Raw genomic sequence first — 23,703 nt, forward strand, 5'->3', positions numbered from 1 at the left:
GCCGGCCCGAGACCGCAAGACGAAGAGCTGCCCGTGATCGACCCGACCCTGCCTTACCCCTCCATCCGCCAGCCCGTGATGGGCGACAGCGCCATCGCCACCTCGCAGCCGCTGGCGGCGCAGGCGGGGATGGCCATGCTGATTGCCGGGGGCACCGCCGTGGATGCGGCGATTGCCGCCGCCATGGCGCTGACCGTGGTCGAGCCCACCGGCTGCGGTCTGGGCTCCGATGGCTATGCGATGGTCTGGGACGGGGCGCGGCTGCACGGGCTCAACGCCTCGGGCCGGGCGCCGGCGGGCTGGACGCCCGAGCGCTTTGCCGGGCGGGCGCAGATGCCGCAACGCGGCTGGGATGCGGTGACGGTGCCCGGGGCGGTCTCGGCCTGGATCGCGCTCTGGCGCCGCTTCGGCACGCTGCCGCTGGAGCAGATCGCGGCGCCTGCGATCCGCTTTGCCGAGGAGGGGTTTCCGGTCAGCCCGGTGATTGCGCAGCTCTGGGCCAACGGTGCGGCGCAGCTTGGCGATCAGCCCGGCTTTGCCGCGTGTTTCCTGCCCGGGGGGCGGGCGCCGAACGCCGGGGAACGGATGCGTCTGCCGGGCCATGCCGCGACGCTGCGGCGGATCGTCGAGACCGAGGGCGAGGCCTTCTATCGGGGCGACATCGCCGCCCGCATCGCCACCGCGGCGGCGGCGAATGGCGCGGTTCTGAGCGCGGAGGATCTGGCGGAGCATGTGCCCGAATGGGTTACGCCGCTTGCGACGCGCTTCGGCGATCACATGCTCCACGAGCTGCCGCCGAACGGGCAGGGGCTCGGGGCACTGATCGCCCTGGGCGTGCTCGACCGCTGCAACTGGCATGCGGGCGGTCCCGACGATCCGGCCACGCTGCATCTGGCCATCGAGGCGGTGAAGCTGGGGCTGGCAGACGCTTACGCACATATCACCGATATCGGCCATATGCGCCATGCGCCCGAAGCCTTCCTGACGCCGGATTATCTTGCCGGCCGCGCCGCGCTGGTCGATCCGGCGCGCGCCGGCGATCCGGGCCATGGCACGCCGGCGCCCGGGGGCACGGTCTATCTGGCGGCGGCGGATCGCGACGGGCGCATGGTGTCCTTCATCCAGTCCAATTTCATGGGGTTCGGGTCGGGCGCGGTGGTGCCGGAGGCCGGGATCTCGATGCAGAACCGGGGCGCGGGGTTCTCGCTCGACCCGGAGCATGTGAACATCGTGGCGCCGCGCAAGAAGCCGTTCCAGACCATCATCCCCTGTTTCGCCACCGATCTGACGGGGCAGCCGGTTCTGTCCTTCGGCGTGATGGGCGGCCCGATGCAGGCGCAGGGCCATCTTCAGATGGCGCTGCGGGTGCTGGGTTTCGGGCAGAACCCGCAAGCCGCCGCCGACGCGCCGCGCTGGCGGGTGACCGAGGGGCGGGGGCTCGCCATCGAGAGCGATTTCGACCCTGTGCTGGCCGAAAAGCTGGCCGCGCTTGGCCATCAGGTTCATCGTGAAAGCCCCGATGCGGTGTTCGGCTTCGGCGGCGCGCAGCTCGTGTTGCGCAGCGGGGCGGGCTATGTCGCGGGGTCCGACCCGCGCAAGGACGGGCTGGCGCTGGCCTTCTGATCGCGGCCCGAAAACCCACGCTCCGCACCGGATACGGCCGCCCCTCGGGGCGGCCGTTTTGCGATTCCCGGGCACCGCTGCGGACGGGAAAGCTGTGCCCGTCCCATTGGCCCGCTGCCCGATTTTTCACCGCTCCGCGGAAAACTTCGCTCTGGATTATATCTTATTCCGGCGAACAGATACTCCTAAGAAATATTCTGTGATATTTTTAATTGACACTCAGAAATATCTGCGAAATCTGAAAGCTGTAGACACTTTTGAAAGGTTCCGGAACGTGCTGCATCGCCGCTGCCATATGCCGACTGACGCCCTTTGGTTCGGGCTGCGGAGCGCCGGCGGCCGGGGCTGTTTCCGGAGCGCGCGGGCGCAGGCCGGGGTGGCTTGCGCGGGGGCCTGCGGGGCCCCGTCTCGCGCGCAGACCCCGGCGCCGCTTTGGGGTGGACTTGCAGAATGACCGAAGGAAAGAGCATGAGCGCGACCGAAGATCCCAGCCCCAAACGTGACGGCCTGTTCCGGCGCACGGCCCTGTCGCTGCTGCCGCCGACGGCGGGGATCGACGCGGTGCCGCTCGCCGATGCGGCGGCGCGGCTGGAGGCGCTGGAGCGACAGGTCCAGCGCGACCTGCGCTATCTCGATTATCCGATGGAGCGCTGGGTGAGCCCGCGCGAGACCGACGCGGGCGAGCATATCTGGGATGTGGTCGTCGTCGGCGCGGGGCAGGGCGGTCTGGCGCTGACCTTCGGCCTGCGCCGCGAGAAGGTCGACAACGTCATCGCGCTCGACCGCGCGCCCGAGGGCCGCGAGGGGCCTTGGATCACCTATGCGCGCATGCTGACGCTGCGTTCGCCCAAACACGTGACGGGCCCCGATCTGGGGGTGGCCTCGCTGACGCCGCAGGCCTGGTATGTCGCCACCTATGGCGAGACGGCCTGGGAGCAGCTCGGGAAATGGCCGCGCGGGGCCTGGCAGGATTACCTGATCTGGTATCGCAAGGTACTCGACCTGCCGGTGCGCAACGGCACAGAGGTGACCGGGCTCGACCCCGAGGGCGAGATGGTCCGGGTGCGCGGCCACGACGTTGCCACCGGTGCTCCGCTGAGCTGGCTGGCGCGCAAGGTGGTGCTGTCGACCGGCATCGAGGGCAACGGCGCCTGGCAATTGCCGAACCTGCCCTTCGACGATATTCCGCCCGAGCGGTTCATGCACACCAACTGGGAATACGATCTGGGGAAGGTGCGGGGCAAACGGGTCGCGGTGCTGGGCGCGGGGGCTTCGGCCTTCGACACCGCCGCCTCGGCGCTGGAGCTGGGCGCGGCGGAGGTGCATCAGTTCGTGCGCCGCAAGCGGGTGCCCGACGTGAACCCGTTCCGGCTGATGGAGCGCGCCGGGTTCCTGCACCATTTCGCCGATATGACCGACGCCCGCCGCTGGCGCTGGATGATGGCGATCACCGGCAATGGCCAGCCGCCGACGCAGGACGGGGTGAACCGCTGCACCGCCCATGACAGCTATGCCATCACCACCGGGGTCGTCTGGACCAATCTTCGGATGATCGGCGACGAGGTCGAGATCACGCTCAGCGACGGCAGCCGCTATCTCTGCGATTTCCTCGTTTTGGGCACCGGCTATACCATCGACCTGACCCAGCGCCCCGAGCTGGCGCCCTTTGCCGACAAGATCCGGCTGTGGCGCGACGCGTTCGAGCCGCCCGAGGCCGACCAGGGCGACGCGGTCGAGACCTATCCCTATCTTTCCGGAGATCTGTCCTTTCAGGAGAAGGTGCCGGGCACCGCGCCGTTCCTGAAGCACATCCACAACTTCACCTACATGGCGACCGCCAGCGTGGGCTATTCCGGCGCCTCGCTGACCGGAATGAAATACGGAATCCAACGGTTGCTGGACGGGATCACCTCGTTCCTCTGGCTGGCGGAGGCCGATTATTATCTCGGAGAGATCGAGGCCTATTCGGATCTGGATCTGGATACGGACGCTCTTGAACGGGTGCGCGCGCGGACCGAACGGTCTCAGGAGACCCAGAAGGATTTCGCGCAGTAACAGCCGGGGCGTCCGGCACGGTCGGGCGCTCTGATCACCAGACGGACGGGCGCATCCCCGCGATGCGGCCCCAAATCCAACCAGAACCGGCGCATCGCAGAGCGGGCGCCGCACCAACAGGAGTTTGCCCAATGAAACCCACCGTCACCCGGGCCACCGCCGCCCTCATCTGCGCTGCCGCGCTCGCCGCTCCGCTACAGGCGGACGAGGCGATCAACGCCACCGTCGAGACAGACCCGGCGCTGCACGCGCTGCTGCCCGAGGCGATCCGCGAGGCGGGGATGATCAAGGTCGGCACCGATGCCCGTCACGCGCCCTGCGATTTCATGGAAGAGGACAACGTCACCTTCACCGGCTGGGAAGAGGATTACCGTCAGGCGCTCGGCAAGAAGATGGGCATCAAGCTGGAACCGACTTCCATCGCTTTCGAGGGGCTGATCCCCGGGGTGCAGAGCGGCCGGTTCGACATGGCGATGCAATGTATCTCGGACACGCCGGCGCGCGAGGAAATCGTCGATTTCGTGAATGTCTCGATCTCGACCAACGGCATCTTCGCTCCGGAGGCCAGCGGCGTGACCGAAGATCCGCTGACGCTTTGCGGCCTGACCAGCGGCGCCCAGACCGGCACCACCTATGGCAACACGGTGATGACCGTGCTGTCGCCCTATTGCGAGGAGAACGGCCAGGAGCCCATCGCGCTTCAGGAGTTCAAGTCGCAGGACGCGACCATTCTCGCGCTGCTTTCCGGCCGGGTCGATTTCCTGGTCAACGACGCATCCTCGGCGGCCTTCATCATGGAGAAATCCGATGCGCCGCTCAAGGTCGTGATCCCCGACATCCTGCCGCGCTGGATCAATGGCATCGTGGTGCAGAAGGGCAATGACGAGCTGGCGCAGGCGCTGCTTGCGGGGGCCAAGGCGATCCTCGAGGATGGCACCTATGACAAGGTGATGGAGAAATGGGGCCTGACCCATATCATCCTGCGCGAACCGGGCATCAACACCGCCGGCAAGTGACCGAGACCGGGACGGGAAGGCGCTGGCCCTCCCGTCCCGACGAGTCCCCCTGCTCAATACCGGAAAGCGGACATTGCCGAATGACCACAGAACGCGTGAATGGCGCCGATATGGCTGATCCTGCCCCCCGAAGATCCCTGTTCCGCGCGCTGCTCGAGGGCCGCACCCGCAGGGAGGTGGCGGCAGAGGGCACGCCCGAGGCGCCGGTGGTGGTGTCCGGGCCGAAATGGGGCGACCGGGTCGGGCTGGCGGCGGTGCTGCTGGTCGGGCTGCTCATCCTCCAGGAAGTGATCCGCAACCCGAACTTCAAATGGCATGTGGTCTTTGACTACCTGTTCGAACCTACCGTCCTGCGCGGGCTGGGGCTGACGATCTGGCTGACGGTCGCGGCGATGGCGATCGGCATCGCGCTGGCGGTGATCCTCGCGGTGATGCGCATGGCGCCGCAGCTCTGGCTGCGGCTGCCGGCGGTGACCTATCTGTGGTTCTTTCGCGGCACGCCGCTGCTGGTGCAGCTCATCTTCTGGTACAACCTTGCCTTTCTCTTTCCCGAGATCACCATTCGCATCCCCTTCGGTCCGGTGCTCTATTCCGGCTCGGCGAACGATCTGATCACGCCCTATACCGCCGCGCTGCTGGGGCTGGCGCTGAACGAGGGCGCCTATATGGCCGAGATCGTGCGTTCGGGCATCATGTCGGTCGACAAGGGCCAGCAGGAGGCGGCGCGCGCGCTGGGGATGACCAACAGCCGGATCCTGTGGCGGATCGTGCTGCCGCAGGCGGTGCGCATCATCATCCCGCCGACCGGCAACCAGACCATTGGGATGCTGAAGATGACCGCGCTGGTCAGCGTCATCGCCATGTACGATCTGCTTTACGCGGTGCAGACCATCTCCTCGCGCACCTTCGACACCATTCCCATGCTGATCGTGGCCTGTCTGTGGTATCTGCTGCTGACCTCGGTGATGACCTTCCTACAGGGCCGGCTTGAGAAACGGTTCGAGCCCAAGGGCGAAGGAGCCAGACCATGAGCGTTCCGATGGTGGAGGCGACCCGCGTCAGCAAGTCCTTTGGCACGGTCGAGGTGCTGAAAGGCATCGACCTGACGGTTGCACGCGGTGAGGTGATGTGCCTGATCGGGCCGTCGGGCTCGGGCAAATCGACCTTTCTGCGCTGCATCAACCATCTGGAAAAGCTCAATGCCGGGCTGATCAAGGTCGATGGCGAACTGGTCGGCTACAGCCGCAGCGGCAACACGCTGCGCGAATTGCCGAGCCGCGAGATCGCCGCGCGGCGGGCGCAGATCGGCATGGTGTTCCAGCGGTTCAACCTGTTCAGCCATATGACCGCGCTGGAAAATGTCGCCGAGGCGCCGGTCGGCGTGCTGAAACGCCCCAAGGCCGAGGTGCGCGACGAGGCCGAGGCGCTGCTGCGCCGCGTGGGTCTTGGCGACCGGCTGCACGCCTATCCGCACCAGCTTTCGGGCGGTCAGCAGCAGCGCGTCGCCATCGCGCGGGCGCTGGCGATGAAACCGAAGCTGATGCTCTTCGACGAACCGACCTCGGCGCTCGATCCCGAGCTGGTGGGCGAAGTGCTGGAGGTGGTGCGCCAGCTTGCGGGGCAGGGCATGACGATGATCCTGGTGACCCATGAGATGAGCTTTGCCGAAGAGGTGGCGGACAAGGTCGTCTTCATGGATGGCGGCCGGGTTGTCGAGGCCGCGCGCCCCGAGATCCTGTTCCGCAGCCCCCGGCATGCGCGCACCCGCGAATTCCTGACCCGCGTCCTGTAGCGGCGGGCGCCGCCCGGCTAGAGCGGCGCCGCGGCCATCTCCGCGGCGATGGCGTCGTCGATGGGGGTGTCGTAGCTCATCAGAAGATAGCCCAGAACCGAATAGAACCCGACGGTCGCGATCAGATCGAACACCGCCTCGCGCCCCAGCGCGGCGGCCAGCTCGGCATCGAGCTCGGGCGGCAGGCGCCGCTGGTCGATCAGCGCATCGACGGCCCGGGCGATCAGCCCGTCCTCGCCCTCGGGCATGTCCCGCAGCGCCGCGATGCGCGCGTCGGAAAAACCCAGCTTGCGGGCGCGGGAGACGTGATGCGCCCATTCATAGGCCGACCCGAACCGGTGCGCCGTGCGCAGGATCACCACTTCGCTGCGGTCGAGCCCCAGCGCGCTGTCGAGCACGATATGTTTGCGCAGCGGCGCCCAGGCGGCGAGCAGCGCCGGGTGATGCGCCATCACGCGATAGACGTTGAGCTTGCCGGCGAAACCGTCGCGCAGGGCCAGCGCCGCCTCGGGCCAGTCCGCGTCGGACAGCGGTTGCGGAAGGGGGTGGGTCATGTCGGTCTCCTGCGGCAGTCGGTGCCCGGAGATCCTAGCGCGGCGCGGTGCCTAAGCGAAAGCCCGTGCCCCGCAAAAGGCGGGGCCGCCCGGGTGCGATGCCCGGGCGGCCCCTTGTCGAGAGAGAGAGAGAGAGAGAGAGAGAGAAGGGATCAGCCGAGGATCGAGAAGAAGTTCAGCCCGATGATCAGCGGATCGTGGTCCGAGCTGCCGAAGAGGCCGGCGTCGTAGAAGCCGCTGTCCTTGTAGCTTTCGTCATAGTTCAGCAGATCGGGCTCGTCGGCGTTGATATGCCATTCGGTCGCCCCGGTGACCGAGGCGGCGAGCTGGCTGTCGGCAAAGCCCTGGTCCAGCGTGCCCTGCTGCCCGTCGAAGACATAGGAATAGGCCGTGTCCTGACCGATGAAGGCGTCGATGAGATCGGTGAAGCCGGCATCGTCGTCGAGATACTGGACCGGATCCTCCTCGGCATAGGAGTTCATGTCGCCCAGCAGGATCACATTGCTCACGCCGCCGTTGTATTCGGTGGTGACCCACTCCGACAGCTCCATCGCCGCATCGGTGCGCGCCGCGTTCCAGAAGCCCTGACCGTTGCCCTGATCAAAGTTCGGATCGGCATAGAGCGCATCCAGATCGGCCTGGGTGATCGCCGTGCCGCCGCCGGCCAGATAGGCTTCGGCCGCCTCGGCCAGCGCCACCAGGCCGCTGTCGCCCTTCGATTTGAAATGCGAGGAGACGACGGTGAAGGTCTCGCCGCTGAGGTGATCGACGAAGGTTGCCGCGACCGAGGGGCGGTTGAGCTGGTCGTAGGCGTTGAAATTGTGGCCGATGGCAGTTGCGATGGCGCTTGCGAGCGCGACGGTGGTCGCGGCCGAGCTTTCCTCGAAGACGATGTAATCGCTGTAGAGCAGCGTCACCGCGTCGGTGTCGTAGACGATTCCGGTGGTGATGGCGTCCTCGCCGATAAAGCCGCCGCTGCCGGTGGGATCGACAAAGGCGAAATTGGCGTTGGCATCCTCGGCGTTGATCAGCTCGACCAGCGTGCCGATGGCCGATCCGGCGCCCGAGCCGTTGTTCTCGATCTCCTGTAGCGCCAGCACCTCGGCGCCGGTGCCGAGAATGCCCGCCACCAGCTTGTCGGCCTGGCGGTCGAATTCCGAGGCGGTGTCGGCGCCGCGCGGTTCGAGATCGCCGTCCGGCCCGGTCAGCGCGCCGTTGTCCAGCGTGGTGAAGAAATTGAGCACGTTATACGACGCCACCTGAAGCGTGCCGCCCACATCCGCCGGTGTCGTCTCGCGCGCGCCGGAATTGGTGCTTTCGTCGATCTCCAGCGTTTCGGAAGCGAACACGGTCCAGTCTCCGAAGGCGAAGGTCAGCACGCCCTCGACGGTGCCGGTGATCTCGGCGCCGAGCCGCACGGTGCTGAGCGAGAAATCATCGCCCACATCCAGATAGCCGTTGCCGTTGTCGCCGGCGCCGCCCGGCAGGAACGCGAAGGCGTCGGGGTTCTGTGCCGAGCTGCCGTCGTCGATCAGCAGCGCGGCATTGGCGTTGGCCTCGGCAAGCTGCGCGATCTCGGCGGCTTCGGTCTGCGCGTCGTAAAGCTGGGTGGGCTGGGTCTGGGTTCCGGCGGAAATCTTGATCTGCCCGTAGCGGTCGAGGTTGTAATTCTCGATGATGGTCAGCGCCTCGGAGGTGCCGGTGGCGACCGAAACCTGCATCCCCTCGACGGCCTCGTAATTCTGCGCGGTGTCGGGCGACAGCAGGATCGTGGCGGCGGTGGGCAGCGGTATGCCCGAGCCCAGCACCGTCACATCGCTGACCGAGGTCAGCTCGGTCAGCCCGCTATATTCGGCCACAAGCCCCGTCGCCTGGACCAGATCGCCCACGGCGACCGTCGGCGCGCTGCCGGTGTAGATGAACAGACCTTCCGAGGTCGCGGCATCGCCATCGGCATCCGCGTCCTCTTCCTGAAGGAAGAAACCGCTGTCGGTGACATAGGTCACGACCGCCTCGACGGTGACCTCGGTGCCTTGCAGGGCGCTTTCCTCGCCGCTGCCCTGAACCACGCTGATGAGGGTGATCTCGGCCGGGGCGGTATCGTTGCCCGCCACCGGCTCGAAGATCGCCACATTGTCGATATAGAGGCTTTCGGAGCTGGAATTGCTGTCGAGCTCGACCACAAGCTGCGCGCTGTCGATGGCGGCGCCCAGCTCGGCGGTGAGGGTCATCCAGGCGCCCTCGATCCCCATGTCGTCGATGTCCTGCCCGGTGCTGTCGAGCAGCGACACGGTGCCCTGATCGGTCAGCACATAGATATTGACGAGATCGTCGGCCTCCCAGCCGGTCGATTGCAGAAAGGCGTCGAGCGAGACCGTGACGGCGCCCACATCGCTCAGGTCCACCGCGTCGAAGGTCATGCGCAGCAGACCGTCGGCATCCTGCATCTCGTAGCCCTGCGCGCCATCGGTATAGGCGCCGACGGTGCCGGCGAAATTCTGCACGCCGATGTAATCGCCATCCGAGATGCCGACATCGCCGCGGGTGTTGATCCAGGTGAGATCGTAGCCCAGCAGGCCGTCGCTGGCCGCGGTGCTGTCGACCGAGGCCTGACCCGGATTGTTGGTGAGATCGACCTCGGCGCCCATCGCGACAAGACCGCCATCCGCCGCCGCGTTGACATATTGGCGGCCGACCGCCTCGGTTTCGAAGCTCTGGGTGATCGAGAACAGCTCTTCGATGGCGATGTTATCGACGAAAAGCGATTCCGCCGAGGCGTTGCTGTCGAGTTCCACAATCAGCGTCGCCTCGGTCACCGAGGCGTCGAGCACCGTCTCGAACCGCGTCCAGGCGCCCTCGACGCCAAGGTCGTCGATGTCCTCGCCGGTGCTGTCGAACAGCGTGACGATGCCCTGATCGGTCTCGACCAGGATGCGGGCCAGATCGTCGGTCTCCCAGCTTGTGGACTGGAAGAACGCATCGAGCGAGACGCGCACGTCGCCGGTGTTCGACAGGTTCACGGTCTGGAAGGTCAGCCGCAACAGCCCGTCCGCGTCTTGCAGCTCATAGCCCTGGCTGCCGTCGGTGTAGGCGCCGACGGTGCCGGTGAAGGTTTGCACGCCGATATAATCGCCGTCCGAGATGCCGACATCGCCACGGGTGTTGACCCAGGTCAGATCGTAGCCCAGCCCGCCGGCGACGGTGCTGTCGACCGTGGCCTGGCCCGGGTTGTTGGTCAGATCGACCTCTTCGCCAAGCGCGAGCCCGCTGCCGTCGGCGCTGTCGTTCTCGTATTGCGACCCGGCGGCGGCGGTTTCGAAGCTCTCGTAGATGCGCAGCAGACCCTCGTCCATATCGGCCACGGCGAGGCTGAGCCCGGCGCTGTCCGAGGCCCCCGAAGGGTCGGTCACGGTGACGGAGATGTCGAAGACATTGTCGCCATCGGCATCGGCGGGGATCTCGAAATCCGGGGCGGTCACAAAGCTCAGCGCGCCGGTGGCGGGGTCGATGGCAAAGAGCGCCGCATCGGCCCCCGACAGCGCAAAGGTCAGCGCATCGCCATCGACATCGCTGGCCGAAAGGCCGGCATCGACGAGCAGCGTGCCCTCGGCGACGGTGATCTGGCTCGGGGCGCTCAGCACCGGGGCGTCGTTGCGGCCGGTGATCGTGACGGTGACGGTGGCTGTATCGGTGCCGCCCTTGCCGTCATCGACCACGTAGGTGAAGCTGTCCTGTGCGGTCTCGCCCTCGGCAAGCGCGTCGAACAGCGTGCCCGGATCGTACTGCACGACCGTGCCGTCAAAGCTCAGCGCGGCGCCGGCTGTGGAGTTGGCCGAGACCGAGACGAGGGTGACCGTGTCGCCGTCGAACTCGCGGTCATTGGCCAGCAGATCGGCGGCATCGAGGCTCAGCACGTCGTTTTCCCCGGTCACGGCGCTGTCGTCGCGGGCGAGGACCGCGTTGTTGGTGCCGTCGAGATGCAGCGTGTAATCGTCCGACGCAAAATAGAGCGCCTCGATGCCGATCAGCGTATCGGTGCCGGTTTCGGGGGCGCTGGCTAGCGCTTTGACGGCAATCGGGCCGAAGCCGAACGGCCCGGTCCGGATCAGGTAATCGTCGATCCCGCCGGCATAGGCGGCGACATCGGAGCCGGGGCCGCCGATCAGCAGATCGCCCGACCCGCCGCCGTTCAGCGTATCGTCGCCCTTCAGACCGATCAGGATGTCGCGGCGATCCGTGCCCGTCAGCGAATCCGCCCCACGGGTTCCGAGCGAGTCGTTGTGCGGGGTCCGGCGCGCGTTGGAGGCATTGCCTGCGGTGAGGGCTCTGAACATCATGTCGGGGATCTCCGAATCCAAAAAAGAAACTCTTGGGGCGGGTGTGTCCGTTGACTGTAACCACCGTATGACGTGTGGCGGTCCGGCGACGTGGGGTCACCTGCGGCCTTGGGCCGGGGCCGTGGTCAAAGCGGTGGCATCGCCCGAAACGCGGCGCTTTTCATCCCCGTGGCCCATCGGGCGCCGCGCGGCTCACAGGAGGCTTGACCGGCCGCTCCGGGCTGGCGAAGTTGTCGTAAGGGCAAGTGCCGCCGGCGGCGGGCTCGCGGTAGAGGGGTAGGGGGTGACGATGGACGGTTTGAGAAACGCGGTGCGGGCCATCGTGGATCATCTTATCGCGCGGGGGGTTCTGCTGGGCTTTGCGCTGGTGCTGTTTCTCGTCGCCACCCATGACAATCTTCAGATCCGCGCCTTCTTCACGGAATCGGCGGGAACGGTCGACCGGCTGGCGGCGACCATCGGCGCGGCGCTGACGGCGCTCGCCCATTTCGCCATCCGCCGCGACACGCCCCTGCGCCATGCGGAGCGGGTCGATCTGGGGCTGCATCTGCTGCCGCCCGCGATCATCGGGTTCCTGCCGCCCTGGGGCGGGGGAAACTGGCTGGCGCCGGCGGTCGTGCTGGCGGTTGAACTGGTCGTGCTGCTGGCGATTGCGCGGCGGACGGAGCATGTCCGCCAGGCCGCCACCGACCGTCTGCTGGGTATGGTCATCGGCGTGTTCATCGTCTGTTATGCGCTCTTCAGCGTGTTTCGGGTCGATCTGCCGCGCGATCTGGGGGCGGTTGCGCTGGTGGCGCTGTTCCTGGGCCTGCTGTCGGTGCTGATCGACCTGCTCACGCGGCGGCGCCGGCTGTTTGTCGCGGTGCTGGCGGCAATCGGGCTGAGCCTTGGCACCCACGAGCTTCAACACGAGGCGCAATACCGTCCGATGCAGCCGGATGCGGGGGCCGAATACGCCGGGGCCGACCCGTTTGCGCTCTGGCTCTTCGACCGGCCCGATGCCGCCTATTACCGCGAGAACGATCTGCCCTATCCGGTCTTCCTCGTCGCCTCCGAGGGCGGGGGCGGCTATGCCATGGCCCATGCGTTCAGCTTTCTCAGCAAGATGGGCGCGCGCTGCCCGAATTTCGGCCAGCACCTCTTTGCGCTGGTCGGCGTGTCCGGCGGGCAGATCGGCAACACGCTTTACCACGCCAATATGGACGTGCCGCAGACCGATCGGGTAAGCGCCTGCGGCGACAGCGCGCCGGCCTCAAACAGCGCTTATCTCTCGACCGACCATCTCTCGCCGCTTCTCGCGCATCTGCTCTTCGTCGAGATCCCGCGCAAGCTGCTGTTTCTCGGTGCCGCCGAACCGGGGCGCAGCCATGTGCTGCTGGAGAGCTTTAACAAGACCTCCGACGCCTATGCGCCGGTGCCCGACGTGGCCTATGACGAGCATTTCTGGCGCTTTGCGCCGGATCACGACATGTTCGCTTACCGGCTGAGCGGCAAACCCGCGCTCGTTTCGGTCACGGTGAATGTCCAGACCGGCAACCGCTTCGTGTTCTCGCCGTTCCGCTTCACGACCCGGGGGGAAAGCTATCTCGATCTCTTCCAGGCTTCGGGGGATCTGGAAGAGGCCCGGCAAAAGCTCGTCGCGCCGTCGCTGGGCAGCGCCGCGCTCGCCTCGGCGAGCTTTCCCTGGGTCACGCCGAGCCTGCGGTTCTCGTGGGAGCGCGCCTTTAACGAATATCTCGACAATCCGCCCGACACGTCCGAAGAGGACTACCGCACCGACGGGCCGCCGCAATCGGGTTCGGTCAACCTGGTCGATGGCGGGTATTTCGAGAACACCGGCGCCGAGACGGTGTCGGAGATCCTCGCCTCGATCGGACGCGAGGACAACACGGTCATGTTGCAGCGCGATGGGATCAACCAGGGCGACGGGCTGCATTGGTACGGTGTCGATAGCGATTACGCGCACCGGGCCCTTCCGGATGTCGGGGATTGCGAGTTTCTGGAAGGCCGTCCGCTCCAGTCGCTGCACGACAATGCGGTCTGGACCCCCTGCGAGATGCCCTATTTCCTGATCACGGTGCTGGTGCGCAACAGCGCGCCCGAGCCGGCCAGCGGCGGGCCGCAATCCTTTCTGACCGATCCGATCAAGACCCTGCTGCAAAGCCGGGGCGCGCGCGGCGGGCTGGCCATCGCCACGCTCGAGGAACGGCGCTGCGGCTTTTTCGAGGGCAGCGCCTGCGCGGCCCAGTTGGACGCGGTGGGCAGCGGCGATCCCAATCCGCAGATCTATGCGGGCATCTTCCAGTCGCGGGTGGACAGCGCCGCGATGGCGCTGCCGCTGGGATGGGCGATGCCGCAGCACCGCATGCAGGCCATCGAAAACGTGGTCGTGCCGGAGGAAGAGGTCTGCGCGCGCTTTCTCAACGATTTCGGCGAGCTGGATTTCACGACCCCCTACAGCGACGCCGCGCCATACCCGCCCGAGCTCGACCTGCTGGTCAAGCGCAACTGCGCGCATCTGCGCCAGATGGCGCTGTTCTTCGATGCCGATGCGCTGCGGGAGGCGCTGGCCTGGCGGCCCTGAACGCCTAGCGCAGCCGCAAGCGGAACAGCCCGTAGATCAGCAGACAGACGCTGCCCGCTGAGGCCACGAGGAAGGGCGCGCGCAGCGCCGCCTCGCGGCCCATGTCCGGCTCCAGAAGCGCCACAACCGCCCCGCCCGCAAGCGCCCCGAGCGGCATCGAGCCCCAGCCGAAGAAGCGGTAGATGCTGTTGACCCGGCCCAGCAGCGCCGGCGGAATTCGCCGCTGCCGCCAGGAAACGGTGATGACGTTCCAGAGCATCGCGGCGCTCATCACGACAAACAGGGCCGGCGCCATGACGAGGCCGCTGCCGCTCAGCCCGATCGCGCCATAGCCCAGGGCCCAGGTCGCCATGGAGAGGTAGAGGCAGCGCTGCACGCCCAGAAGCCGCGTCAGATGCGGTGCCGTCAGGCTGCCGGTGATCGCTCCGGCCGCCGCCACCGACAGCACCACGCCGAAGGCCGCTGCCGACAGTTCCAGCACCTCCTGCGCAAAAAGCACCTGCACGGTGATCGTCATCGTCGCGAGGAAATTCGCGGCCCCCAACACCACCGCCAGCCGTAGCAGCGCCCTGTCGTCGCGCATGAAGGCGATGCCCTCGGCCATGGCCTTGAAGAATCGCGCTTGCACCGGGATCTCGGGTTTCAGCGCGATCAGCCAGACCAGCCCCGCCGCCAGCACCAGCGCCGCCACATCGAGCCCGAAGGGCAGGCCGATCCCCGCGGCGATCAGCACGCCCGCCAGCGGCGGGCCGATGAACTGCCCGGTGAGCTGCTCGGCGCTCCAGAGCTGCCCGTTGGCCGCTTCGAGATCCTCGGGCGCCACCAGGGCGGGCAGGATCGTCTGCGCGGCATTGTCCCGCAGCACCTCTGCCGAACCGAGTAGAAAGGCCAGCCCCGCCAGCGCCCAGACCGCGCCGGGCACCGGCTCGCCCAGGGCCAGCAGGAGGATCGCCGTCACGATGCTCGCGCGCAGCAGGTCCGCCCGCGCGATCAGCTTGCGCCGGTCGGTGCGGTCGATGATCACCCCGGCGGGCAGCGCGAAGAGCAGCCAGGGCAGACGCCCCGCCGCCGCGACGGCGGCGATCGCCACCGGATCGCGGGTCATCAGCGTGGCAAGCCAGGGCAGTGCCAGCACGATCATCCCGTCGCCGAGATTGGTGAGCGCGCCGGCGGCGAACAGCAGGCGGTAGTTCCGGTTCCGAAGCAGCAGAGGCGCGGCCATGGTATGATCCCTCGTGGTGTCGCGTCAGGGTGGCGGCGATCCGCGGGCAAGGTCAATGCCCGACCGCGCGGCAGACGGGGCGGTGCCGATGATCGCCCGCAAGGTGCCGCCGCTGCGGGCAGGCTGCCGCTTTGCGGCACAATCGCCGGGGCGCCCCGCGATTTTCGCCATATACTTCCTTCGGGAAGGCCGCTATAGACGCGGATCGCCCACGGCCCCGCTGGCCGCCCTTGGCACTATCCCGGATCTTTCGCCCATGATTACGCCCCTGACCGATGCGCTTGCCGAGCGCGGTTTCGACACTCTCACGCCTGTGCAGGAGGCGGTGATCGCCCCGGAGCTGGCCAGCTCGGACCTGCTGGTCTCGGCGCAGACCGGCTCGGGCAAGACCGTGGGCTTCGGCCTGGCCATCGCCCCCACGCTGCTGGGGGAAGAGGACCGTTTCGGCCCCGCCGCCGCCCCTCTGGCGCTGATCATCGCGCCGACCCGCGAGCTGGCCTTTCAGGTGATGCGCGAACTCTCCTGGCTTTACGCGAAAACCGGCGCCGTCGTCGCCTCCTGCGTCGGCGGCATGGACACGCGCACCGAACGGCGCGCGCTGGAGCGTGGCGCGCATATCGTCGTCGGCACGCCGGGGCGTCTGCGCGACCACATCGAACGCGGCGCGCTCGATCTCGGCGAACTGCGCGCGGTGGTGCTGGACGAGGCCGACGAGATGCTCGACCTGGGTTTCCGCGAGGATCTGGAATTCATGCTCGGCGAGGCGCCGGAGGACCGGCGCACGCTGCTGTTCTCGGCCACCGTGCCGCCGATGATCGTCAAGCTCGCGCAGCAGTATCAGCGCGATGCGCAGCGGGTCAGCACGCTCAGCACCACCGACCAGCACGCCGACATTTCCTATCAGGCGCTGCGCGTGGCCGATGCCGACCGCGATCACGCCATCTTCAACCTGCTGCGCTTTCACGGCGATCAAAGCGCCATCGTTTTCGCCAACACCCGCGCGGCGGTGAACCACCTGACCGCGCGGATGGCCAATCGCGGCCTTGCCACCGTCAGCCTTTCGGGCGAGCTGAGCCAGGCCGAGCGCAGCCATGCGCTTCAGGCGATGCGCGACGGGCGGGCGCGGGTCTGCGTCGCCACCGATGTGGCGGCGCGCGGCATCGACCTGCCCAACCTGAGCCTCGTCATCCATGCGGAGCTGCCCAGCAACACCGAAAGCCTGCTGCACCGTTCGGGCCGCACCGGCCGCGCCGGACGCAAGGGCATGTCGGCGCTGATCGTGCCGCCGAAAGCAGTCAAAAAGGCCGAGCGCCTGCTGAAATGGGCCAAGATCACCGCCGAATGGACCCTGCCGCCCTCGGCCGAGGATGTCCGCCGGAAGGATGAGGAGCGGCTGCTGAGCGATCCGCTCTGGGACGACGCGCCGAGCGAGGAAGAGGCCGCCTTTGCGGAACGGCTGCTGGCGCTTCACAGCCCCGACCGCATCGCCGCCGCCTATCTGCGGCTTTATCAGACGCGCCACGCGGCGCCGGAAGAGCTGATGTCGCCCGATGCCGCGCCCGCGCGGCGCGAAAAGCGCGAATTCGGTCCCAGCCGCTGGGTGAAACTCTCGGTCGGGCGCAACGAGCGGGCCGAGGCGCGCTGGCTGCTGCCGCTGCTCTGCCGCGCCGGAAATCTGGACAAATCCGCCATCGGTGCGATCCGCGTGCAGGACGCGGAAACCTATGTCGAGCTGGCCGAGGCCCGCGTCGACGGCTTTCTTTCTTCGTTGGGGGCGGAGGGCACGCTGGAAGACGGAATCACCGTGCAGCCGATGGACGGCGCGCCCGAATGGACGCCCCAGCCGCGTGGCGGCAAGCCGGGCGGCGACCGCCCCCGCAAGCCAAGGGAGGCGCAGACCAGCGAGCGCCCGCAGCGGGCGGCGCGCCCGCCGAAGCCCGAGGGCGTCGCAGACGCGCCGCGCCACGCCACGCCCACTGAGCCCAGGGAAGAGCGCAACCCGCCGCGTGCGGATTCCTTCAAACCGGCCCGCAAGCCGCGTGAGGAGTCTCCCGTCCCGGCGGATCGTCCGCGCCCGCGCCGCGATGACAGGTCCGACAGCGACGCGCCTCACCGCAAGGCCGGCCCCGGCAAACCCAAGGGCAAAGGGGCCCCTTACAAGGCTCAGGACGGCAAGCCGAAGGGCAAGGGCGCGCCCTACAAGGCCTATGACGGGAAACCCAAAGGCAAAGGCGCACCCTCGAAAGCGCAGGACGGCAAACCGGGGCAGAAGCCCGGCAAGCCCATGGGCAAGCCGAAGGCCGCCCCGACCGACGCGCGCGACAGCTCGAAACGCTTCACGCCGCCGGGGCAGAAGCCTTCGGCGCGCAAGCCCCGCAAGCCGGGCGCTCCGCGCCCCGGCGGCAACGACGCGCCGCGCCGCAAACCCTGAGCGCGCGGCGCCTTAGAAATCGAGACCGAGGTCCAGCGTCCGTGCCGAATGCGTCAGCGCCCCGGCAGAGATGTAATCGACCCCGGTCTCGGCCACCTCGGCGATGCGCTCCAGCCGCATATTGCCCGATGCCTCAAGGCAGACCCGCCCGGCGGTGAGGCGCACCGCCTCGCCGATCGTGGCCGTGTCCATGTTGTCGAGCATCACCACATCGGCGCCACCCTCGTCGAGCACCTCGCGCAGCTGGTCCAGCGTATCGACCTCGATCTCGACCCGCACCATATGCGAGGCCTGCGCCTTGATCCGCTGCAACACCGGGCGCACGCCGCCCGCCGCCGCGATGTGGTTGTCTTTCACCAGAATCGCATCGGAGAGCGAAAAGCGGTGATTGAAGCCGCCGCCATGCAGCACCGCCTGTTTCTCGACGACGCGCAGCCCCGGCGTGGTCTTGCGGGTGCAGGTGATGCGCGTCTTGCTGCCCTCGGTCTCGGCGACGAAAGCGGCGGTCATGGTGGCGATGCCCGAAAGCCGTCCGGCAAAGTTCAGCGCCACGCGCTCGGCCGAGAGGATCGCGGCGGCATCGCCTTCGATCTCCATCAGCACATCGCCCGGCGCGATCCGGGCGCCATCGGGTTTGTGCTGGGTCAGGGAAAGGCTCGGGTCGATCAGGTGAAAGGCGATGCGGGCAATCTGCATGCCCGAGACCACGCCCGGTTCGCGTGCCCGGATCCGGGCGCTGTAGCGGGTGCCCTCGGAGATCACGGTACGGGTGGTCAGATCGCCATAGGTGCCCAGATCCTCCATCAGCGCGGCGCGGACCAGCGGGTCGAGGATCATGTCGGGCAGCGGGGGGAGGGTCATCACGCGGGGTCCTTTTGCAGCGTGTCACGGAGGGCCAGCGCCGCATCCAGCGTCATGCGGCTGCGCTGGCCGGTCTCGCCGGTGCTGTGCGGCGTATCCGTTCGGAAATGGGCGCCACGGCTTTCGCGGCGGGTGAGGGCGGCGGCAGCGATCAGCGTCGCCGTGGCGGTCATGTTGCGCAACGCGGGGCTGCCGGGCTGCGCCGCCTCGACGGCGGCGATCTCGCGCAGCGCTGCCTGCATGCCCGCCTCGGTGCGAACCACGCCGACCCCGGCGGTCATCGCGCGGCGCAGCCGGGTCACAAGCTGCGGGTCGGGCAGCGTACCGGGGGCGGCGGCGGGCAGGGTCAGAGCGGGCGCCTCGGCGATGCCGCCCAGCTCCGCCGCGATGTCGGCGGCGCAGCGGCGGGCATAGACCAGCGCCTCCAGCAGCCCGTTCGAGGCGAGCCGGTTGGCGCCGTGCAGCCCGGTGGAGGCCACCTCGCCACAGGCCCAGAGCCCGGCGAGAGAGCTGCGCCCGGCGGCATCGGTCGCGACCCCGCCCATATGGTAATGCGCTGCGGCGGCCACCGGAATGGGGTCTGTCACCGGATCTATCCCGGCCTTGGCGCAGGCCTCGGCGACCGCCGGGAACTCGGCGGTCAGACGGGGGCCGAGCGCTTCGCGGGTGTCGAGCATCGGGCGCAGCCCGGCCTGGCTTTGCGCATAGACGGCGCGGGCCACCACATCGCGGGGGGCCAGCTCCATATCCGGGTGTTCGCCCCGCATGAAGCGCTGCCCCAGCCGGTTGATCAGCACCGCGCCCTCGCCGCGCAGCGCCTCGGTCGCGAGCGGCGCGGGATCGAGACCGATGTCCATGGCGGTGGGGTGGAACTGCACGAATTCCATATCCGCCATCATCGCGCCCACGCGCGCGGCCATGCCCGCGCCCTCGCCCCGGATCCGCGCCGGATTGGTGGTCAAGGCATAAAGCCCGCCGGAGCCCCCCGCCGCCAGCAGACAGGCCGGCGCCGACAGCAGCACCGGCGCCCCGCCAGCGGCGGGTGCCACCTCGACGCCGGTCACCCGGCCCGCCTCGGCGCGCAGCCCGGTGGCGGCATAGCCTTCAAGCACCTGCACCGACGGGGTGAGCCGCAGTTGCGCCACCAGCGCGCGCATGATCTCGGCCCCGGCCTGATCGCCACGCACCCGCACGACGCGGGCAAAACCATGCGCCGCCTCGCGCGAGAGCAGATAGGCCCCGGCGCTGTCACGGTCGAAAGGCGCGCCGATTTCCGTCAGCGCGAGGATATGGTCGCGCGCCTCCTGCGTGACCGAGCGGGCGACCTGTGGATCGACGATCCCCGCGCCCGCGCGCAGCGTGTCGGCGGCATGCGCCTCGGGGCTGTCGGGCTGCGCCATGGCGGCGGCGACGCCGCCCTGCGCCCAGGCCGAGCTGGCGCCCTGCCCCACCGGATCGGGAGAGACCAGCAGCACAGGGCGCGGCGCCAGCGCCAGCGCGGCATAAAGCGCCGCCAGACCGGCGCCCAGAATGACCACCCGGCCGGTGGAAACCTGCTGCATGATCTCAGGCGCTCAGACGCCGCGACATGTCGATCATCCGCTGCACCGCCTGCCGCGCACCCTCGGCCACCTCCGGGTCGACCTCGACCGCGCCTTCCATGCTGTGCAGCGACCAGAGCACCTTTTCCAAGGTGATCTTTTTCATATAGGGGCACATGTTGCAGGGCCCCACGAACTCCACCCCCGGCAGCGCGTCCGAGATGTTCGACGCCATCGAGCATTCGGTGACCAGCAGCGCCTTTTCCGGCAGCTCGCGGGTGACATAGTCGATGATGCCGCTGGTCGAGCCGGAGAAATCCGCCTCGGCCACCACATCGGGCGGGCATTCGGGGTGCGCGATGATGCGCGTGTCGGGGTTCCAGCCGCGGAAGTCGCGCAGCTCCTGCGCGGTGAACTGCTCGTGCACGATGCAGGAGCCGTCGTACCAGACGATGTTTTTCTCCGGCACCTGCTTGGCCACGTTCTGCGCGAGATATTTGTCCGGCGTCATGATCACCGTCTGCGCCTCCAGCCCGGCAACGATCTGCGCGGCGTTGGACGAGGTGCAGCAGATGTCCGAGGCGGCCTTCACCGCGGCGGAGGTGTTCACATAGGTGACCACCGGCGCGCCGGGATAGCGGCGGCGCATCTCGGCGATTCCCTCGGGCGTGATGCTTTCCGCCAGCGAACAGCCCGCCTCCATATCGGGGATCAGCACCGTCTTGGCCGGGTTCAGGATCTTGGAGGTTTCGGCCATGAAATGCACCCCGCATTGCACGATCACATCCGCCTCGACCCTGGTCGCCTCGATGGCGAGCTGAAGGCTGTCGCCCACCACGTCGGCAATGCCGTGATAGATCTGCGGCGTCATGTAATTATGCGCGAGGATCACGGCGTTACGCTCTGTCTTGAGCCGGTTGATCGCCTCGACATAGGGGGCGTGGATCGCCCAGTCGGCGGGCGAGATCACCCGGTTCATGCGCGCGTAAAGCGCGCTCTGCCGCTCGGCGGCGGCGGGCGAGGGTGCGAGATCGTAGTGCTCTCCGAGCGCGGCGGCGATGGCGGTCTGGTCGAGCATGAGCGGGTCTTTCCTCCGGGTCTGCGGCCTAATCGTTTGTATGAAAACGATAAATCGTTACGAGGCCGAAGAGCGTGCATAAACCGGCCTTGACCGAAGGGCAACTGTCTTCGTCCCCCGGTGCGCCGGGAGGCCGGTTTCCGCATCCTGTCGGCGTGGCGATGACCCCGGGGGTCCGGCGTGCTAGGCTCGCGTTCAGATTGTGTTCGCAGAGAGAGATGCCGATGACCCGACTATCCCTTCTGGCCGCCGTTGCGGGCCTTGTCGCGCTGCCGGTTTTCGCGCAGGAGGCGGCGGATGCCGTCGCGCCGGAAACCCGCACGGAGCCCGCCGCCGCCTTTGCCGGCCTGTCCGATGCGGCGCAGGCCGCGCTTGCGGCCAAGCAGGCCGGTATGCCGACCGAAGCCGCGCAATGGATGGTTGCGGTTGCCAACCCGCTGGCGGCGGAGGCGGGGGCCAAGGTGCTGCGGGCGGGCGGCACGGCGGCGGATGCGATGGTTGCCGTGCAGGCGGTTCTGGGTCTGGTCGAGCCGCAATCCTCGGGGCTGGGCGGCGGTGCCTTCCTGGTCTGGTACGATGCCGCAAGCGGCGAGATCACGACTCTGGACGGGCGCGAGACCGCGCCTCTGGCCGCTGACCCCCGGCAATTCCAGGACGCGGCGGGGACGCCGCTGAAGTTCTTCGATGCGGTGGTCGGCGGGCTGTCGGTCGGCACACCGGGCACGCCCGCGCTGATGGAAGCGGCGCAGCGGCGCTGGGGCCGTGCGAATTGGGCGGGGCTCTTCGACGATGCGATCGCGCTGGCCGAGGACGGGTTCACGGTCTCGCCGCGTCTGGCCGGGCTGGTGGCCGGCGATGCCGAACGGTTGCAGCGCTTCCCCGCGACCGCTGCCTATTTCTTTCCCAGCGGCACCGCCATCGCGGCGGGCGACAGGCTGACCAACGCGCCTTATGCCGAGGTGCTGCGCAGGATCGCGGCGGGCGGGGCGGATGCTTTCTACACCGGCGAGATCGCCGAGGATCTGGTCGCCACCGTGCGCGGCGCCGAGGGCAATCCCGGGCGGCTCTCGACCGCCGATCTGGCGCTTTACCGGGTGATCGAACGGCCCGCGGTCTGCGCGGAGTATCGCGCGCACGATGTCTGCGGCATGGGCCCGCCTTCGTCGGGGGCGCTGACCGTGGGGCAGATCCTGGGCATGCTCGACAGCTACGACCTGGCCGCGCTCGGGCCGCAAAGCCCCGAGGCCTGGCGGCTGATCGGCGATGCCTCGCGGCTCGCCTTCGCCGATCGCGGTCGCTATATGGCGGACAGCGATTTTGTGCCGGTGCCGGTGAAGGGGCTGGTCGCGCCGGACTATCTGCGCGATCGCGCCACGCTGCTTTCGGGCGACGACGCGCTGCCCGAGACCGCCCCGGGCAAGCCGGAATGGGATCACGCGATGCGGCTCGCCGATGACGAGAGCATCGAGTTTCCCTCGACCTCGCATATCTCCATCGTCGATGCGGCGGGCAACGCGCTGTCGATGACCACGACCATCGAGAACGGCTTCGGCTCGCGGCTCATGACCCATGGCTTCCTGCTCAACAACGAGCTGACGGATTTCTCCTTTCGCAGCCACAGCGATGGCGTGCCCATCGCCAACCGGATCGAGCCGGGCAAGCGGCCGCGCTCGTCCATGGCACCCACCATCGTGCTGAAGGACGGTGCGCCGGTGCTGGTGATCGGCAGCCCCGGCGGCAGCCGCATCATCGGCTATGTGGCGCAGGGGATCATCGCGCATCTCGATTGGGGCATGGATGTGCAGCAGGCGGTGGCGATGCCGCACCTGGTGAACCGCTTCGGGTCCTACGATCTGGAAGAGGGCACAGCGGCCGCCGATCTGGCCGATCCGCTGGGCGCATTGGGCTATGAGGTGAGCACCCGCGCGCTGAACTCGGGCCTGCATGCGATCTCCCTGGGCGCAAGCCTGAAGGGCGGTGCGGATCCGCGCCGCGAGGGCATCGCCCTCGGCGAGTAAGGGCGCCGGGGCCGGACCCGCTCAGGCTCTGGTCAGATGCTTGTAGATCGTGGTGCGTGACATGCCGAGCGCCCGCGCCGCGGCGGTCACGTTGCCGCCGTGCCGGTCCACGGCGCGGCGGATCACATGGCATTGCTGTTCCTTCCACGGCACGCCTGCGCATTGTGCGCAGGTCTCGTGGGCCTCGCCCTCGGGGGCGCTGTCGGGCAGCAGCCCGTCGAGATCTTCGCTGCGCAGCGTGCCCGCGTCGCTGCGCAGCGCCGCCTGGGTGACCACCGCGCGCAGCTCGGTCACGTTGCCGGGCCAGTCATAGGCGCAGAGCCGGGGCACGATCCCGTCCTCCAGGCGCATCCCGGGGCGGACCGATTGTGCGAACCGCAGCGCCAGCGCGCCGATGTCGCTGCGCGCGCGCAGCGGCGGCAGATCCAGGCGCAGCCCGCCGAGGCGGTAGCGCAGCGCCGGCAGAAGCCGGCCCTCGCGCATCGCGGCATCGAGATCTTCGGGAAGGTCTGAAAAACCTCGCGCTCTGAGGGGTTTGGTATAGACTTTGCGGGACGAAGAAGGAAGCCCCATCATGCCCAAGCAGCCCGC

General features: G+C 68.2%; 15 protein-coding genes. 8 read left to right on the forward strand and 7 right to left on the reverse strand.

The genetic code is table 11. The annotated features are described in order from the left end of the window. The first annotated feature begins 33 nt into the window (after positions 1-33). The 5 genes from M4578_RS14170 (at position 34) to M4578_RS14190 (ending at position 6,486) form a co-directional block, all read left to right on the forward strand. The gene (locus M4578_RS14170; protein WP_476748715.1) at positions 34-1,623 is read left to right on the forward strand and encodes a gamma-glutamyltransferase family protein; all 1,590 of its coding nucleotides are present in this window, start codon (positions 34-36) and stop codon (positions 1,621-1,623) included. Positions 1,624-2,091: 468 nt separating this feature from the next. Next, positions 2,092-3,678, forward strand: a complete 1,587-nt coding sequence (locus tag M4578_RS14175) for an FAD-dependent oxidoreductase (protein WP_258093937.1) — start codon at positions 2,092-2,094, stop codon at positions 3,676-3,678. Between the two features lie 131 nt (positions 3,679-3,809). Continuing rightward, a complete protein-coding gene (locus M4578_RS14180; protein WP_258093938.1) occupies positions 3,810-4,694 on the forward strand; it encodes an ABC transporter substrate-binding protein in 885 nt (294 codons plus the stop codon). Between the two features lie 80 nt (positions 4,695-4,774). Then, on the forward strand, positions 4,775-5,725 hold the full coding sequence (locus tag M4578_RS14185) for an amino acid ABC transporter permease (RefSeq protein ID WP_258093939.1): 951 nt from the start codon (positions 4,775-4,777) through the stop codon (positions 5,723-5,725). Then, positions 5,722-6,486 (forward strand): amino acid ABC transporter ATP-binding protein, encoded by a 765-nt coding sequence (locus tag M4578_RS14190; RefSeq protein ID WP_274705633.1) that lies wholly within the window; start codon positions 5,722-5,724, stop codon positions 6,484-6,486. Before M4578_RS14185 ends, M4578_RS14190 begins: the two co-directional genes overlap by 4 nt. A gap of 17 nt (positions 6,487-6,503) precedes the next feature. On the opposite strand, the gene M4578_RS14195 is transcribed toward M4578_RS14190, so the two are convergent. Together M4578_RS14195 and M4578_RS14200 are read right to left on the reverse strand one after the other, a co-directional pair. Beyond that, positions 6,504-7,040 (reverse strand): carboxymuconolactone decarboxylase family protein, encoded by a 537-nt coding sequence (locus M4578_RS14195; protein ID WP_258093940.1) that lies wholly within the window; start codon positions 7,038-7,040, stop codon positions 6,504-6,506. Positions 7,041-7,192: 152 nt separating this feature from the next. Then, complete coding sequence (locus tag M4578_RS14200; protein ID WP_258093941.1) at positions 7,193-11,377, reverse strand: ExeM/NucH family extracellular endonuclease; 4,185 nt, start codon at positions 11,375-11,377, stop codon at positions 7,193-7,195. Positions 11,378-11,666: 289 nt separating this feature from the next. Here M4578_RS14200 and M4578_RS14205 point away from each other — a divergent pair, with 289 nt between their 5' ends. Beyond that, positions 11,667-13,961 (forward strand): hypothetical protein, encoded by a 2,295-nt coding sequence (locus M4578_RS14205; protein ID WP_258093942.1) that lies wholly within the window; start codon positions 11,667-11,669, stop codon positions 13,959-13,961. 4 nt (positions 13,962-13,965) lie between these two features. Here the strand turns inward: M4578_RS14205 and M4578_RS14210 are convergent, their stop codons facing one another. Then, complete coding sequence (locus M4578_RS14210) at positions 13,966-15,183, reverse strand: MFS transporter (RefSeq protein ID WP_258093943.1); 1,218 nt, start codon at positions 15,181-15,183, stop codon at positions 13,966-13,968. Between the two features lie 256 nt (positions 15,184-15,439). On the opposite strand from M4578_RS14210, the gene M4578_RS14215 reads away from it, so the two are divergent. Continuing rightward, the gene (locus M4578_RS14215) at positions 15,440-17,614 is read left to right on the forward strand and encodes a DEAD/DEAH box helicase (RefSeq protein ID WP_258093944.1); all 2,175 of its coding nucleotides are present in this window, start codon (positions 15,440-15,442) and stop codon (positions 17,612-17,614) included. Positions 17,615-17,626: 12 nt separating this feature from the next. Here the strand turns inward: M4578_RS14215 and nadC are convergent, their stop codons facing one another. The 3 genes from nadC to nadA are packed head-to-tail and all read right to left on the reverse strand — an operon-like array spanning position 17,627 to position 21,094. After that, complete coding sequence (gene nadC / locus M4578_RS14220) at positions 17,627-18,475, reverse strand: carboxylating nicotinate-nucleotide diphosphorylase (protein ID WP_258093945.1); 849 nt, start codon at positions 18,473-18,475, stop codon at positions 17,627-17,629. Beyond that, entirely contained in the window at positions 18,475-20,037 is a 1,563-nt protein-coding gene (locus M4578_RS14225) for an L-aspartate oxidase (RefSeq protein WP_258093946.1), read from the reverse strand. The genes nadC and M4578_RS14225 overlap by 1 nt, the downstream gene beginning before the upstream one ends. Positions 20,038-20,041: 4 nt before the next feature. Further along, on the reverse strand, positions 20,042-21,094 hold the full coding sequence (nadA, locus tag M4578_RS14230; RefSeq protein ID WP_258093947.1) for a quinolinate synthase NadA: 1,053 nt from the start codon (positions 21,092-21,094) through the stop codon (positions 20,042-20,044). A gap of 224 nt (positions 21,095-21,318) precedes the next feature. Here nadA and ggt point away from each other — a divergent pair, with 224 nt between their 5' ends. Further along, positions 21,319-23,112, forward strand: a complete 1,794-nt coding sequence (ggt, locus tag M4578_RS14235) for a gamma-glutamyltransferase (RefSeq protein WP_258093948.1) — start codon at positions 21,319-21,321, stop codon at positions 23,110-23,112. 21 nt (positions 23,113-23,133) lie between these two features. Here the strand turns inward: ggt and M4578_RS14240 are convergent. Then, positions 23,134-23,703, reverse strand: a 570-nt coding sequence (locus tag M4578_RS14240) for an AAA-type ATPase lid domain-containing protein (RefSeq protein WP_274705634.1), incomplete at its 5' end; no start/stop codon positions are given.

Origin of the sequence: Salipiger pentaromativorans (assembly GCF_024721115.1) — a bacterium.
Lineage (GTDB): Bacteria > Pseudomonadota > Alphaproteobacteria > Rhodobacterales > Rhodobacteraceae > Salipiger > Salipiger pentaromativorans.

Coding starts and splice junctions, on each gene's coding strand:
- M4578_RS14175 (WP_258093937.1), top strand. CDS start 2,092: ATGAGCGCGACCGAAGATCCCAGCCCCAAACGTGACGGCCTGTTCCGG.
- M4578_RS14180 (WP_258093938.1), top strand. CDS start 3,810: ATGAAACCCACCGTCACCCGGGCCACCGCCGCCCTCATCTGCGCTGCC.
- M4578_RS14185 (WP_258093939.1), top strand. CDS start 4,775: ATGACCACAGAACGCGTGAATGGCGCCGATATGGCTGATCCTGCCCCC.
- M4578_RS14190 (WP_274705633.1), top strand. CDS start 5,722: ATGAGCGTTCCGATGGTGGAGGCGACCCGCGTCAGCAAGTCCTTTGGC.
- M4578_RS14195 (WP_258093940.1), bottom strand. CDS start 7,040: ATGACCCACCCCCTTCCGCAACCGCTGTCCGACGCGGACTGGCCCGAG.
- M4578_RS14200 (WP_258093941.1), bottom strand. CDS start 11,377: ATGATGTTCAGAGCCCTCACCGCAGGCAATGCCTCCAACGCGCGCCGG.
- M4578_RS14205 (WP_258093942.1), top strand. CDS start 11,667: ATGGACGGTTTGAGAAACGCGGTGCGGGCCATCGTGGATCATCTTATC.
- M4578_RS14210 (WP_258093943.1), bottom strand. CDS start 15,183: ATGGCCGCGCCTCTGCTGCTTCGGAACCGGAACTACCGCCTGCTGTTC.
- M4578_RS14215 (WP_258093944.1), top strand. CDS start 15,440: ATGATTACGCCCCTGACCGATGCGCTTGCCGAGCGCGGTTTCGACACT.
- nadC (WP_258093945.1), bottom strand. CDS start 18,475: ATGACCCTCCCCCCGCTGCCCGACATGATCCTCGACCCGCTGGTCCGC.
- M4578_RS14225 (WP_258093946.1), bottom strand. CDS start 20,037: ATGCAGCAGGTTTCCACCGGCCGGGTGGTCATTCTGGGCGCCGGTCTG.
- nadA (WP_258093947.1), bottom strand. CDS start 21,094: ATGCTCGACCAGACCGCCATCGCCGCCGCGCTCGGAGAGCACTACGAT.
- ggt (WP_258093948.1), top strand. CDS start 21,319: ATGACCCGACTATCCCTTCTGGCCGCCGTTGCGGGCCTTGTCGCGCTG.